The sequence below is a fragment of the Jiulongibacter sediminis genome (assembly GCF_001306455.1).
Lineage (GTDB): Bacteria > Bacteroidota > Bacteroidia > Cytophagales > Spirosomataceae > Jiulongibacter > Jiulongibacter sediminis.
In genome coordinates, this window is the sequence record NZ_LGTQ01000006.1 from 59,950 (window position 1) to 73,900 (window position 13,951).

At 42.4% G+C, this 13,951-nt stretch carries 13 protein-coding genes; 10 read left to right on the forward strand and 3 right to left on the reverse strand.

Translation table 11 applies throughout. From position 1 onward, the window contains the following. Window positions 1–34: 34 nt before the first annotated feature. Genes AFM12_RS06085 through AFM12_RS06090 form a run of 3 tightly spaced genes read left to right on the forward strand, consistent with a single transcriptional unit; the run spans window position 35 to window position 2,423 of the window. Window positions 35–1,900: a carbamoyltransferase family protein gene (locus AFM12_RS06085; RefSeq protein WP_055145325.1), complete on the forward strand. Its 1,866-nt coding sequence runs from the start codon at window positions 35–37 to the stop codon at window positions 1,898–1,900. Window positions 1,901–1,909: 9 nt separating this feature from the next. Beyond that, window positions 1,910–2,059 carry a DUF5989 family protein gene (locus tag AFM12_RS19815; RefSeq protein WP_165492337.1) on the forward strand — a complete coding sequence of 50 codons (150 nt, stop codon included), beginning with the start codon at window positions 1,910–1,912 and terminating at the stop codon, window positions 2,057–2,059. A gap of 1 nt (window position 2,060) precedes the next feature. Continuing rightward, a complete protein-coding gene (locus tag AFM12_RS06090) occupies window positions 2,061–2,423 on the forward strand; it encodes an SxtJ family membrane protein (RefSeq protein ID WP_055145328.1) in 363 nt (120 codons plus the stop codon). A gap of 88 nt (window positions 2,424–2,511) precedes the next feature. Here the strand turns inward: AFM12_RS06090 and xylA are convergent, their stop codons facing one another. Beyond that, window positions 2,512–3,852, reverse strand: coding sequence for a xylose isomerase (xylA, locus tag AFM12_RS06095; RefSeq protein WP_172678810.1), 1,341 nt, complete (start codon window positions 3,850–3,852; stop codon window positions 2,512–2,514). Window positions 3,853–3,941: 89 nt separating this feature from the next. Then, a complete protein-coding gene (locus tag AFM12_RS06100) occupies window positions 3,942–4,655 on the reverse strand; it encodes an MIP/aquaporin family protein (protein WP_055145331.1) in 714 nt (237 codons plus the stop codon). 62 nt (window positions 4,656–4,717) lie between these two features. Between AFM12_RS06100 and purB the strand changes: the two genes are divergently transcribed. The 7 genes from purB to AFM12_RS06135 all read left to right on the forward strand — a co-directional run bounded on the left by purB (window position 4,718) and on the right by AFM12_RS06135 (window position 13,288). Beyond that, window positions 4,718–6,061 (forward strand): adenylosuccinate lyase, encoded by a 1,344-nt coding sequence (purB, locus tag AFM12_RS06105; protein WP_055145334.1) that lies wholly within the window; start codon window positions 4,718–4,720, stop codon window positions 6,059–6,061. A gap of 80 nt (window positions 6,062–6,141) precedes the next feature. Continuing rightward, the gene (locus tag AFM12_RS06110) at window positions 6,142–7,209 is read left to right on the forward strand and encodes a Fic family protein (RefSeq protein ID WP_055147758.1); all 1,068 of its coding nucleotides are present in this window, start codon (window positions 6,142–6,144) and stop codon (window positions 7,207–7,209) included. A 590-nt stretch (window positions 7,210–7,799) separates the two neighbouring features. Continuing rightward, the gene (locus AFM12_RS06115; RefSeq protein ID WP_055145337.1) at window positions 7,800–9,083 is read left to right on the forward strand and encodes an alginate export family protein; all 1,284 of its coding nucleotides are present in this window, start codon (window positions 7,800–7,802) and stop codon (window positions 9,081–9,083) included. 25 nt (window positions 9,084–9,108) lie between these two features. Next, a complete protein-coding gene (locus tag AFM12_RS06120; protein ID WP_055145340.1) occupies window positions 9,109–10,479 on the forward strand; it encodes a CmpA/NrtA family ABC transporter substrate-binding protein in 1,371 nt (456 codons plus the stop codon). A 60-nt stretch (window positions 10,480–10,539) separates the two neighbouring features. After that, the gene (locus AFM12_RS06125) at window positions 10,540–11,592 is read left to right on the forward strand and encodes an ABC transporter permease (protein ID WP_055145342.1); all 1,053 of its coding nucleotides are present in this window, start codon (window positions 10,540–10,542) and stop codon (window positions 11,590–11,592) included. A gap of 7 nt (window positions 11,593–11,599) precedes the next feature. Beyond that, the gene (locus AFM12_RS06130) at window positions 11,600–12,457 is read left to right on the forward strand and encodes an ABC transporter ATP-binding protein (protein WP_055145345.1); all 858 of its coding nucleotides are present in this window, start codon (window positions 11,600–11,602) and stop codon (window positions 12,455–12,457) included. A gap of 12 nt (window positions 12,458–12,469) precedes the next feature. Next, the gene (locus tag AFM12_RS06135; protein ID WP_055145348.1) at window positions 12,470–13,288 is read left to right on the forward strand and encodes an ABC transporter ATP-binding protein; all 819 of its coding nucleotides are present in this window, start codon (window positions 12,470–12,472) and stop codon (window positions 13,286–13,288) included. 1 nt (window position 13,289) lies between these two features. Here the strand turns inward: AFM12_RS06135 and AFM12_RS06140 are convergent, their stop codons facing one another. Then, complete coding sequence (locus AFM12_RS06140; RefSeq protein WP_055145350.1) at window positions 13,290–13,946, reverse strand: phosphatidylserine decarboxylase family protein; 657 nt, start codon at window positions 13,944–13,946, stop codon at window positions 13,290–13,292. Between the last annotated feature and the right edge of the window lie 5 nt (window positions 13,947–13,951).

The window sequence follows — 13,951 nt, forward strand, 5'->3', positions numbered from 1 at the left end:
TTGAGCGATAATTAGCCTTTAACTCGCTGTACCTTTGAAGATACTCGGAATTTCCGCTTTCTATCACGATTCTGCCGCCGCCATAATTGAAAATGGAGAAATTATTGCGGCTGCTCAGGAAGAACGCTTTACAAGAAAAAAACATGACCCCGGCTTTCCCAAAAATGCTGTGGAATTTTGTCTCAAATACGCTGGCCTTTCGTTAAGTGAGTTGGATGCTATTGTTTTCTATGACAAGCCTCTTCTTAAAATGGAGAGGTTGCTGGAGACCTACTACGCATTTTCACCTAAAGGACTTCGTTCTTTTTTAACCGCCATTCCTGTCTGGTTAAAGGAAAAAATGTTTCTCAAAAAAATGCTTTATACTGAGCTTTTTGAGATTGAGAAATTTGACAAGAAGAAGGTCAAACTTTTATTCCCGGAGCATCACCTTTCACACGCCGCCTCCGCCTTTTACCCGTCTCCGTATGAAGATGCAGCGATATTGACCTTAGATGGTGTGGGCGAATGGGCAACAGCCTCCATTGGTCATGGACAAGGTAAAAACCTGACGATATTAAAAGAGCTTAAGTTTCCTCACTCACTTGGCTTGCTGTATTCTGCTTTCACCTATTTTCTTGGTTTCAGAGTAAACTCCGGCGAATATAAGTTGATGGGTCTGGCTCCATATGGCCGGCACGGTTCTAAAGAAGTCGACGAATACAAAAGAATTATCAAGGAAGAGCTTATTGAGATTTATGATGATGGCTCTATCTGGTTAAATCAGAATTATTTCAATTACGCTACAGGTCTTAGAATGGTCTATGACGACAAGTGGGAAAAGTTATTTGGATTCCCTACCCGACCTGCAGAAAGCCAATTAGAGCAAAAGCATTGTGATCTAGGTCTTGCCATTCAGGAAATCACAGAGGAAATTGTGATTCTCATGGCCAAAGAAGCTCAGAAAATTACAGGAAGTAAAAACCTTGTTATGGCCGGAGGAGTGGCTCTCAACTGTGTGGCCAATGGTAAACTTCAGAATGCCGGTATTTTTGAGAATGTCTATATTCAACCGGCTGCTGGTGATGCCGGCGGGGCATTAGGGGCCGCTTTGGCAGCAAATTATCTTGTTTTTGATCAGGAGCGGAAAGTTGACTCTCAAAAAATGGATGAGATGTCAGGCTCTTATTTAGGTCCGATGTTCTCAGATCTGGAGACTGAATTGACCTCAAAAAAGTACAAAGCAAAATACACACGATTTGAGAGTTTTGAAGAACTCTCAAAAGAAACAGCCAGTCTGATAGCCGATGGTAATGTTATCGGTTGGTTTCAGGGAAGAATGGAGTTTGGCCCGAGAGCTTTGGGGGCCAGAAGTATTTTGGGAGACCCCAGAAACCCTGAAATGCAGAAGAAACTCAATTTGAAGATTAAGTACCGCGAAGGTTTCCGACCTTTTGCTCCATCGGTTTTGGCTGAGGATGTTGAAGAGTATTTTGAGTGTAAAACATCTTCTCCTTACATGCTCTTAGTGCATGGGGTTCAGCAGAAAAGAAGAAACCAAACACCGGATAATTACGAATCGCTTCCTATCTTAGACAAACTTTATTTCCTGAGATCTGATTTACCTTCGATAACACACATCGATTATTCGGCCAGAATTCAAACGGTTCATAAAGAAACCAACCCCAGGTATTATCAATTGATTTCAGACTTCAAAGACAAAACCGGCGTTGGTGTGGTGGTGAATACAAGTTTCAATGTAAGAGGAGAACCCATCGTATGCACACCTGAAGACGCCTACCGATGTCTTATGAGAACGGAGATGGATTATCTGGTCATCGGGAATTATTTATTTGACAAAAAAGAACAGCCTGAATGGTTGGAAAAAGACAACTGGCAGGAAGAATTTGTGCTTGATTAAAATACAGCTATGGACTTTTTAAAAGACTTATGGAATTTCATGAAGGAGCGTAAAAAGTGGTGGTTAACTCCCGTTATCATCGTTTTGCTTCTTATTGGTGTGGTAATTGTTTTGGGTGGAGGCTCGGCTATTGCTCCATTTATTTACACGCTTTTCTAAGATGGAAAAACAAAACAAATCGCAAGTTATACTATCTATTGTCGTGGGCTTTTTGGTGCTTTTTACCATTTTTAAAGCTCTCTGGCTACTTTGGGTATCTCTCGTAATTGGAGTATTGGGTTTACTTTCTGATGCATTTGCAAGTCTTGTTACCAAAGGCTGGCTAAAATTCGCAGAAATACTCGGTAGAATTAACGGTAGCATTTTGCTCACCCTGATTTTCTTCATCTTCCTTACTCCCATTGCTTTCTTAATGAGGGTTTTCAAAAAAGGGGATGAGCTAACTCTGAAAAAGCCGCAAGGCAGTAATTACGCTGAAAGAAATCATCAGTATACAGGCAAAGACCTCGAAAATATCTGGTAAAATAAAAGCTTCAGATAAAGTAAAACCCCGACCAATGGCCGGGGTTTTTGTTTTGTTGTACTCAGTTTGCTTTCGCAAAAAGAGTACATCAAATGTACTGATTCAAAATCATTTCGTAGTACTCTTGCTTACCACTAATTTGAGCTGGTTCACCCAATTCATGAGCAATGTTCCTCAAATCTTCAAGTGTAAGTTCTCCTTTCTCAAACTTAGCTCCGTTACCAGAATTGAAAGAAGCATAACGATCTGCTCTAAGTTTTTTGTACGGCGACTTTGTCAAAATATCATTGGCTACCAAAAGAGCTCTTGCAAAAACATCCATACCGCCAATATGAGCAATGAAGATATCTTCAAGATCTGTTGAGTTTCTTCTGGTTTTGGCATCAAAGTTTACACCACCGGTTTTAAAACCACCAGCTTCAAGAATAACCAACATCGCCTCAGTTACTTCATAAAGATCAACCGGGAATTGGTCAGTATCCCAGCCATTCTGATAGTCACCACGGTTAGCATCAATAGAACCCAGCATGCCGGCATCAGCTGCCATTTGAAGTTCATGAGCAAAAGTATGACCCGCCAAAGTAGCATGGTTTACCTCGGCATTGATTGCGAAATCATTTTCAAGTCCATGCTCACGAAGGAAACCAATCACTGTTTGAGAGTCAAAATCATACTGATGTTTTGTAGGCTCAGCAGGTTTTGGCTCAATATAGTACTTACCTTCAAAGCCGTTTTTACGACCGTATTCAGAAGCAATTTTCAGGAATTGACCAAGGTGAGCAAGCTCAGCTTTAGTATTGGTATTTAAAAGAGACATATAACCTTCTCTACCACCCCAGAATGTGTAGCCTTCTCCGCCCAACTCAATAGTGGCATCAATAGCATTTTTCACCTGAAGACCTGCATGTGCTACCACATCAAAATTAGGATTGGTAGAAGCTCCATTCATATAACGGGGATTAGTGAAAACGTTCGCTGTTCCCCAAAGAAGCTTAACGCCTGAAGCAGCCTGCTTTTGCTTGGCATAATCCACCATTTTTCGAAGGTTGCTCTCGTACTCTTTCACCGAATTGCCTTCAGGAGACATATCCACATCGTGGAAACACCACCAGCCGGCTCCTAATTTGGTGAAAAATTCAAAAGCAGCATCCATTTTATCATGGGCAGCACCTAAAGCATCTTTCTGAGAATCCCATGGAAAAATGTGGGTTCCAGGGCCGAAAGGATCACCACCTGTACCACAGAAGGTATGCCAGTAGGCTACGGCAAAACGCAGGTGATCACGCATGGTTTTACCAGCTACCACACGGTTTTCGTCGTAATACTTAAATGCCATCGGGTTATCAGACTCACGTCCTTCAAATTTGATAGGCTCTTTGATAAATGGGAAGAACTCCTTATCACCTAAAGTGAGGTTCAAATGGCTCATATTGTTTTTTGTAAAGGTTATTATTTCAGATTAAGTGTCAAATATACAATTAATATTTTAGGTTGTACTTTTGAACACTCAAATATTTGTCAAAGTCCAAACGCCAGCATGAAGAAACCGGCTATTATTGAGCCTAAGATGGGTCCGACTACCGGTATCCAGGCATAGCCCCAATTGTTTCCTCCCTTACCCGCAATTGGCCACACAGCGTGGGCAATTCTTGGTCCCAAATCTCTTGCCGGGTTAATGGCATAGCCGGTAGTACCACCCAATGATAAACCAATAGACCAAACTAAAACCCCAACAAGAAAGGGTTTCAAACCGCTGCTGGCTTCAGCATAAATGGCCATAACCCCTACAATCAACGCAAATGTGCCGATGACCTCGCTTACGATATTGGCGGGTGTATTTTTTATAGCCGGGCCGGTGCAGAAAACTCCTAGTTTAGTTCCCTGATCTTCAGTGGCAGCCCAGTGTGGGAAATACATTAGCCAAACCGTAGTGGCTCCCAGAAAGGCTCCGATAAACTGAGCAAGAATAAACGACCCTGCATTAGTAAAATCACCCGCATGTACAGCTAAACCAATGGTTACGGCAGGGTTTAGATGAGCTCCGTCACTTCCAAACTTCTGAGCCACAAAAACAGCCATTGCCACCGCAAAACCCCAGCCTGTGGCTGTGACTATCCAGCCTGAACTGTTTCCGTACGTTTTTGAAAGAGAAGTATTGGCGTTCACGCCTCCACCTAACAAGATGAGCATAAAGGTACCGACCAGCTCACCAATGAAGTTTGTTGTTTCCATTTTCTAAGGGTATAGGGTTTTGTTTGGGCAATTTAGTAATTTTGCGGCTTAATTATAATCAGATGTCTTTAAACACACTCACGGCCATTTCGCCAGTTGATGGTAGGTATCGTCGCCATACCGAATCGCTGGCTCCATTTTTCTCAGAATTCGGATTGATTCACTATCGGGTAAGGGTTGAAATTGAATATTTCATTGCTCTTTGCCAGATTCCACTTCCTCAGCTTGAGGGTTTTGATCCATCATTAATACCAGCCGTTAGAAAAATTTATGAGAATTTTTCTGAAGAAGACGCTCAGGCCATCAAAGAGATTGAAAAAACGACGAATCATGACGTAAAGGCGGTTGAGTACTTCATCAAAGAAAAGTTTGCCAAACTGGGTATCGCTGAGCAATCAGAGTTTGTCCATTTCGGTCTTACATCTCAAGACATCAATAATACTTCCATTCCACTTTCTCTAAAGGAGGGCTCCGAGCAAGTTATCTTTCCAACTTTGCAATTGATCCTGGATACCTTGAATAAACTTTCTGAAGACTGGAAAGATATTTCAATGCTCGCCAAAACGCATGGTCAACCAGCCTCTCCCACTCGCTTAGGGAAAGAAATCGCAGTTTTTGCCGAAAGATTGCAAGTGCAGTTCGACCAATTAAAGGATATCCCTTTCTCGGCAAAATTTGGGGGAGCTACAGGTAATTTCAATGCTCATCATGTAGCTTATAAAGAGCATGACTGGGTGGCCTTCGGGAATCATTTTGTCAATGATATTCTTGGTATTCACCGCAGCCAGAAAACCACTCAAATTGAGCATTACGATAATCTTGCTGCTTATTCTGATGCCATGAAACGCATCAATACTATCTTGATTGATTTCTCCCGTGACATCTGGACATACGTGATGATGGAGTATTTCAAACAGAAAATTAAAGAAGGTGAGGTTGGCTCTTCGGCTATGCCACATAAAGTAAACCCGATTGACTTTGAAAATGCCGAGGGTAACCTTGGCGTGGCGAATGCTTTACTCGAGCACTTTGCGGCTAAATTGCCCATCTCCAGATTGCAGCGTGATTTGACGGACTCCACTGTTTTGAGAAACATTGGTGTACCACTAGCTCATGTATTAATAGCCTTGAAATCTCTCGAAAAAGGAATTGGCAAATTACAATTGAACGAAGCTGCTATTCAGCGTGATTTAGAGGAGAACTGGGCCGTGGTAGCTGAAGCTATTCAAACAGTGCTAAGAAGAGAAGGTTTCCCGAAACCTTATGAGGCATTGAAAGCTTTGACGCGGAAAAACGAGAAAATCACAGAGAAATCTATCAAAGAGTTTATTGAAACTCTTGATGTTTCAGACAAAGTGAAATACGAATTGAAGGCGATTTCTCCGTTTAATTATACCGGAGTTTAAGCCATTGAAAGCCGAGCGTGATGTTCGGCTTTTTAATTTCAAAAATTATGACCATTTTTGTCATGTTATATTTTGTAATAATGAGATTCGGAGAGTTTTTAAAGCAATCGAGGGTAGAAAAAGGCCAGACCATGCAGCAGTTATCGGCTTTATCCGGTATTGATCAGGCTCTGATTTCAAAATATGAAAGTAGCAAACGCTTTCCGTCCGATAAGCACTTACTTTGTCTTGCTTCAGCACTTGATGTACCGGTTCATTCTTTAAAAAAAGAATGGATTGCAGATCGCATTTTACAATTATTAGGAGATTATGACGATCCTTTGGCCGTCCTTACGTTGGCTGAGAGTCGTGTAGAATATCTGACATCTCAAAAAGCGTTGCAGCTGCAAGATGTAGACGAATACACCAAAGACCGATTAAGCGAGCTTGATGATTTGCACAAAGACTGGACAGGCAAAAAGCCTTTGAATGCTCTGCAACTTTCAAAACTGCAGGAATATTTTAATGTCAATTACACCTTTGACAGTAACCGGATCGAGGGTAATACCCTGACTCTTCAGGAGACACATTTGGTAGTCAATGAAGGCATTACCATCAGTGGAAAAAGCATGAAAGAGCATCTGGAGGCCATCAATCATATGGAGGCCATAGGGTTTATCAGGGATATGGTAACCGGCAATGAAGACATCACCAAAAGGAATGTCCTTGATATTCATCGCTTAGTTTTGAAGTCTATTGACAAAGAAAATGCCGGTGCGTACCGTAAAGTGGGAGTTCGTATTTCGGGTAGCCAGTATATGCCACCAGACGCACTTCAGGTTCCTGAATTAATGGATGATTTCTTCCGGTTTTATCAGGAACAAAAGCTCAAAATGCACCCGGTTTTACTGGCAGCTGAGATGCATGAGCGGCTGGTGAGTATTCATCCGTTCTTAGATGGGAATGGCCGAACAGCCAGGCTCGTCATGAATTTTATTCTACTTAAACATGGCTACACACTAGCTATTCTCAAAGGCGACGCAGAATCAAGGCTTGAGTATTATAAGGCCTTGGAAGATGTGCAGCTCAATAACGATCAAAGGCCTTTTTACAGGCTGATCATAAGAAAGGTTAAAGATTCATTGAAAGAGCATTTGAGTATGGTCTAAATGCGGAGTAATTACCCTCCGCATTTTTTTTAGTTAGTTTCCTCCAAAGACTGAAGTCTTCAACTCTCCACCAAACTCTCTAAAGGAGACGAAATCTGCTCCAACTAATATCTCTCACAGAACTAAAGAGAGATATTTTGTACTGGAATTAATATGATGTTGTAAAAATCGCCTTCTAACATTTTAGCATTAACATTTACCCACATCTCTTTTGTATTAATACTCAATTATTACTAGCATTTCAAACCGAAAACTAACGACATCATTATTATATAATGCCTTAATTCATTTTTGCCATCTTTTATTTCGCTTGTTAAATCATTTACATTTTTCAATTCACTTATACTGTGTTTATACAGAATTTTATCGTTTATACTATTCTATAAAAACATTGCATACAATAAAGAATTTGGCTACAAAAGAAGCATTTATATCTAAAATACTTTGCAACAACATTGGTATTATACTTAATTCGAATCATCAAATAATTGAGTATTATTACTCATTTATAAACAAAAAAGCCCCAATGGATTCGTGGTCCGAGAGGGGCTAAAAGGTAGAATAAGTAAAACTTAAACTGTTTCAAAAGTATGAAAAAATTAGTTGGATTGAAGTATCTGGCAGCCCTCTTTCTTTCAGGGTTATGTGCAGAAAAGTCTCTGGGTCAATTTACCCTGTCGGCAGAAGTAAGACCCAGAACTGAAGTTAGAAATGGTTTTAAAACACCCACATCTGAAGGTTTTAAACCAGCTGTCTTCACGGAGCAACGTAGCCGCCTTTATGTTGATTACAAGCAAGACAAGTATCAAATGAAACTTGCCTTTCAGGATGTCAGATTTTGGGGTGAAACTACTCAAATCTTTAAGCGTGAAACCGGAACCACTTTTCTAAGCGAAGCCTGGGGAGAACTTAACCTCTCTGAAAAAGTCTCGGTTAAAGCCGGTCGTCAGATTATTTCCTATGACAATCAACGATTTATTGGAGGTCTTGAATGGGCTCAGCAAGGAAGAAGGCATGACGCTATTCTATTGAAATTTGAAGATGGCTCTAAGGCATCCAAGCTTCATTTGGGTTTCGCTTTTAATTCTGACCAGGATATTGCCGAGCCTGCATTTCTTCAACGACCAGCCGCTAATTTTTACTCTGTAGGTGGAAGCTATAAAAGCATGCAATATGCATGGTATCATAAAGACTTTAAAGACGGGGGTCTATCTCTGGTAGCATTAAATAATGGTCTTCAAAATGCGGACAGCACTGTGTCTAACAAGCAAACTGTAGGAATGGTACTCTCAAAAAAGGTTGGCAAAATCACCTTTGAGACTGAAAACTATTACCAAACCGGCAAACTGGGCAAAAATGATGTTAGTGCACTCTTAGCCAGTATAAACGCCACCATCCAAACCAAACTTACTCCTGTAACACTCGGCTATGAGTATATCTCTGGTAAGGATGATTCAGATGTATCAGGAAAGGTCACAAACTTCAGCCCTGACTTTGGTACCAATCATGCCCACAATGGCTTCATGGATTACTTCTTTGTAGGACCTGCCAATGGAAGCGTCGGAGTACAGGATATATACCTGAAAACAAAATTCAAACTCGGCAAAGGGGCTCTAATGGCTCATGCTCACCAGTTTCTTACCGGGTCTGAACAACTTACAGAATCAGGCGGTAAACTAAACAGCAGCATGGGTACTGAAATAGACCTTGTCTACGCTCAGAAAATAGGCTCAGATATCACATTGAATATTGGCTTTTCGGAGCTACTGGCCACCGACACCATGCTTGCCCTGAGACCCGGAAATTCAAAGTCAAACAACTGGGCATGGGCTATGATCACGTTTAAGCCAACACTTTTCAAATCAGAGAAATAATTAACACTGTCATAAACATAAAATCATGAATAAAAGATATTTAAATTGGATTTTACCTGTTCTTGCCTTCGGAATGATCCTTTTGCAATCTTGCGGAGGCTCTACTGAAAGCTCTGAAAGTGGCGAAGACGCTACCATAGGAGCAGATATAGAAAAACCTCAATTGACCTTCGGCTTCATCAAGCTTACCGATATGGCACCTCTGGCCATCGCTAAAGAGTTGGGATATTTTGAGGATGAAGGACTTTACGTGACCATAGAAGCTCAGTCGAACTGGAAAAACGTTTTGGACAGAGTTATTGACGGTCAGCTAGACGGCTCTCATATGTTGGCTGGTCAGCCGATTGCCGCCGGAGCAGGTTTTGGCCGTCAGGCTGAATTGGTTACTCCATTCTCTATGGATCTAAACGGAAACGGTATTACCGTATCAAACGATGTTTGGGCCAAAATGAAACCAAATGTTCCCAAAGGCCCCGACGGAAAACCAATACACCCAATAAAAGCGGATGCTCTTAAGCCCGTAATTGCGGAATATAAAAACGCCGGAAACCCTTTCAAAATGGGTATGGTATTCCCGGTTTCAACCCATAACTATGAAATCAGATACTGGCTGGCTGCTGCTGGTATTAACCCTGGTTTTTATACTGCTGATAATATTCAGGGACAGATTGATGCTGATGTATTGCTCTCTGTTACACCTCCGCCTCAAATGCCTGCAACGCTGGAAGCCGGAACCATCTATGGCTATTGTGTAGGTGAGCCTTGGAATCAGCAAGCAGTTTTTAAGGGTATTGGTGTGCCCGTAACAACGAACTATGATATCTGGAAAAACAACCCGGAGAAGGTCTTTGTGATGACCAAGAAGTTTGTTGAGGAGAACCCTAACACTGCAAAGGCCGTGACCAAAGCCTTGATTCGTGCGGGTAAGTGGTTGGATGATCCCGCCAATCGCCCGAAAGCTGTGGGTATTCTTTCAATGCCAGATTACGTGGGTGCTGACTCAGTAGTGATTGCCAATTCGATGACCGGAACCTTCGAATTTGAGAAAGGAGACAAGAGAGAAATGCCTGATTTCAATGTTTTCTACAAGTATAACGCCACCTATCCATTCTTTTCTGACGGTATTTGGTTCTTAACTCAAATGAGAAGATGGGGTCAAATTCCTGAGTCTAAGCCAAAAGAGTGGTATGAAAACACTATCAAAAACATTTATCGCCCTGATGTTTGGCTTAATGCTGCTCAGGAGCTAGTGGCCGAAGGAAAAATCCCAGCTGAAGATATCCCAGAAACCGACGGCTACAAAGAGCCGACAAAAGACTTTATTGATGGCACCTTATATGACGGTAAGGACCCAATCGGCTATATCAATAGCTTCAAAATAGGAAACAAGGACTAATGACTGACATCCCCTTCTGGTTGTCAGAAGGGGACTTTTTCAATTCAAATATTCTCAATAATGAAAACGACAGCGACACTAAAAAAACCAATTGACTTGTCATTTCTCAAGCCAAAATTTCTAAAGGAAGGAGGGCTGAAAAACTCGCTTTTTACAATTGCATCTATTCTGGTTTTTCTGGGTGTCTGGCATCTGGGAGCCACCTGGCTTTTCAATATTGAGGCCGACAGAAAAATTCAAAAAGCTTTAACCGAGCAAGGTACTGAAGCTGCACTGAAAATGGAGGAATGTATTGCCTCTGGAGCCGTAAAGTGTAAACCAAACACCTTACCTACGCCAAACCAAGTGCTGGCTGGCTTTAATACATTGTGGCTAGATCACAAGGTTATTTCAGCTGACAAAAAAGCCTTTGCTCAAAAAACGGCAAAAGTAAATGCCAGCCGTGAGGCCAAAGGCCTTTCTCCAATCGCATATACAGGTCGACCTTCTTTTGTTGATCAGATCGGTACCAGCATAAAGACCGTTCTTGCAGGCGTCCTTCTTGCCCTGTTGCTTGCTGTTCCTGCCGGAATAGTTCTTGGACTCAGCACCAGACTAAAGTCATCACTGAACTGGATTATCCAGGTTTTTAAGCCGGTTTCTCCGGTAGTTTGGCTCCTGTTGGTTTTTATGATTGTAAAAACTGCAATATCAAATGCTGATATGGATAAGTCTTTCATTATCTCATTCATTAGCGTTGGACTTTGCTCCATGTGGGCTACACTTGTGAATACCTCCGTAGGCGTTTCTTCTGTTGAAAAAGACTATCTCAACGTAGCCAGTGTACTGCAGCTTAGCACTTTCAAAAAGGTTTTTAAGGTGATTCTTCCCGCCTCTTTGCCTATGATTTTTACAGGATTAAGAATTACTGTTTCAGTGGCCTGGATGGTACTGATCGCTATTGAGCTTTTGGCTCAAAGTCCGGGCTTGGGTTCGTTCGTATGGGAAGAGTTTCAAAACGGAGCCAATGACTCCAATGCCAAAATCATCGTAGCCATGTTTGTTATCGGCTTTATCGGTTTTGCCCTGGATAGAATTATGATGTATCTGCAAAACGCAATGAGCTTTAAATAAGAAAACTATGTCAATACTTTCAATCAATAACGTCTCAAAAAGCTACGGCAGCGGAAGCAGCAAGGTCGATGTGCTGAAAAACATCAATCTGGAGGTGGAAAACGGTGAATTTCTGGCCATTGTCGGTTTCTCAGGAAGTGGAAAAACCACATTGATGCAGATGCTGGCCGGCCTAGTTCAACCTGATCGTGGAGAAATCATCTTCAAAGGCGAAAAAGTAACCGGACCGTCTGCAGAAAGAGGAATGATATTTCAAAACTATTCACTCCTGCCCTGGCTGACCGTGTATGAAAATGTCGCCTTATCTGTCAATGCCATTTATAAAGACAAAAGCAAAGTCATCAAGGACCGCATCATTCGTGAAAGTGTTGAAATGGTTAACCTAACCCCGGCCATCAATAAAAAGCCCAAAGAGCTTTCAGGTGGGATGCGTCAGCGTGTTTCCGTGGCCAGAGCACTGGCGGTTGACCCTGAATTATTATTGATGGATGAACCCCTGAGTGCACTGGATGCCCTGACCAGAGGAAATCTTCAGGACGAAATCCTGAACATCTGGAGCAAAAACAAGCGAACCGCCATACTCATCACGAATGATGTGGATGAAGGCATTTTGATGGCTGACCGTATTATTCCGCTTGATCCAGGACCAAACGCCACCTTTGGGCCTGAGTTCAAAATTGATTTAGAAAGGCCACGCGATAAAACGGCCATGAATCATGACCCGCGTTTCAAGCAAATCAGAAATAATATTATCGAATATCTGATGGACATCGGAGAAGGACGTAAATCAACCGAAACCGAGGAATTCATTTTGCCTGATCTTCAGCCGATTATAAAAGGATCATCATTAAAAAAAGTAGCCTAAACAGTACTCAATATGGAAGTTTTAGAGAAATACGAAGTCGATATAGCCGAAAGTGTGAGCAATGAAAACATGCTTGAGATCAAAGAACTGGTCAAAATCTACCCAACACCTAAAGGCGAATATGTGGTACTGGATGGCCTGAATCTCAATATCAAAAACGAGGAAATCATCTCTGTGATCGGGCACTCTGGCTGTGGTAAAACGACGCTACTCTCCATGATTGCTGGGCTCAACCCCATCTCCGGTGGCGAAATCGCTCTGAATGGCTCACCGATCAAAGGACCGGGACCAGACAGAGGTGTGATCTTTCAGTCTCCGAGCCTTTTGCCTTGGATGACCGCCCTCGAAAATGTGATGCTAGGGGTGAAAGAAGTGTTCCCGCATGCCACAAAAAAGCAACAGGCCGATATCTGTAAATACTATCTCTCTAAAGTAGGACTTGGCGACTCATTCGACAAAAAAGCAAGAGATCTGTCGCAAGGGATGCAGCAGCGGGTAGGTATAGCCCGAGCCTTCGCTTTGAAGCCTAAAATGCTTCTGCTGGATGAGCCTTTCGGAATGCTGGATTCTCTTACCCGCGGTGAGCTTCAGGATTTGCTTCTTGAGGTCCTAAACAAAGAAAAAATTACCGCGATGATCATCACCCACGACGTCGATGAATCCATTTTTCTAGCAGACCGGGTGATCATGATGACCAGCGGCCCGAGAGCTACCATTGGCGATACCCTACAAATTGAAATCCCAAGACCAAGAAACCGCAAAGAAGTTCTGGAACACCCTGAATATTATAATTACCGGGAGTATCTGATTAACTTTTTGGAGGGGCATTAACTTACCACTCCGCCACCAAAGTCTGTCCCCCGACCGTTTTGTCATCAATTTTGCAGTGGATTTTGGCGTCTAGAGGCAGGTAAATATCAATGCGGGAGCCGAATTTGATGAAGCCGAATTCGGTGCCTTGCTCTACTGCTTTGCCTTCTTCTACGTACCAGCAAAGGCGACGAGCCAATGCTCCGGCCACCTGACGGAAGAGGATTTCCTTTCCGCTTTTGTGTTCTACCACAATGGTGCTGCGTTCGTTATCCGTGCTTGATTTAGGGTGCCAGGCTACCAGGTATTTGCCCGGGTGGTATTTAAAGTATTTGACAACTCCGGAGATCGGGTTGAAGTTGATATGCACATTCACCGGCGACATGAAAATGCTGATCTGCCTTCTGGGGCCGTTGAAATATTCAGTTTCTACGATTTCTTCTATTACCACCACTTTGCCATCGGCCGGTGCCAGAATCTGATTTTCGTTCTGTACCAGCGAACGCGACGGCTTTCTAAAGAACTGAAGAACCAAACCCATGATCACCAAACTGGCGAGCAGCCAAAGAACGTGAATAATATCGTTTTCCGGCAAAAAATAGCGTAGAATAATGTAAATGGCCACTACGCCCGTTAGAGCAATTAGTATGGTGGCCTTGCCTTCTTTGTGAAGCGTCATAAAAA

Excerpts from the sequence above, each read along its gene's own strand:
- AFM12_RS06100 (WP_055145331.1), bottom strand. The coding sequence starts at position 4,655 with ATGGAAACAACAAACTTCATTGGTGAGCTGGTCGGTACCTTTATGCTC.
- purB (WP_055145334.1), top strand. The coding sequence starts at position 4,718 with ATGTCTTTAAACACACTCACGGCCATTTCGCCAGTTGATGGTAGGTAT.
- AFM12_RS06120 (WP_055145340.1), top strand. The coding sequence starts at position 9,109 with ATGAATAAAAGATATTTAAATTGGATTTTACCTGTTCTTGCCTTCGGA.
- AFM12_RS06130 (WP_055145345.1), top strand. The coding sequence starts at position 11,600 with ATGTCAATACTTTCAATCAATAACGTCTCAAAAAGCTACGGCAGCGGA.
- AFM12_RS06115 (WP_055145337.1), top strand. The coding sequence starts at position 7,800 with ATGAAAAAATTAGTTGGATTGAAGTATCTGGCAGCCCTCTTTCTTTCA.
- AFM12_RS06090 (WP_055145328.1), top strand. The coding sequence starts at position 2,061 with ATGGAAAAACAAAACAAATCGCAAGTTATACTATCTATTGTCGTGGGC.
- AFM12_RS19815 (WP_165492337.1), top strand. The coding sequence starts at position 1,910 with ATGGACTTTTTAAAAGACTTATGGAATTTCATGAAGGAGCGTAAAAAG.
- AFM12_RS06110 (WP_055147758.1), top strand. The coding sequence starts at position 6,142 with ATGAGATTCGGAGAGTTTTTAAAGCAATCGAGGGTAGAAAAAGGCCAG.
- xylA (WP_172678810.1), bottom strand. The coding sequence starts at position 3,852 with ATGAGCCATTTGAACCTCACTTTAGGTGATAAGGAGTTCTTCCCATTT.
- AFM12_RS06140 (WP_055145350.1), bottom strand. The coding sequence starts at position 13,946 with ATGACGCTTCACAAAGAAGGCAAGGCCACCATACTAATTGCTCTAACG.
- AFM12_RS06135 (WP_055145348.1), top strand. The coding sequence starts at position 12,470 with ATGGAAGTTTTAGAGAAATACGAAGTCGATATAGCCGAAAGTGTGAGC.
- AFM12_RS06125 (WP_055145342.1), top strand. The coding sequence starts at position 10,540 with ATGAAAACGACAGCGACACTAAAAAAACCAATTGACTTGTCATTTCTC.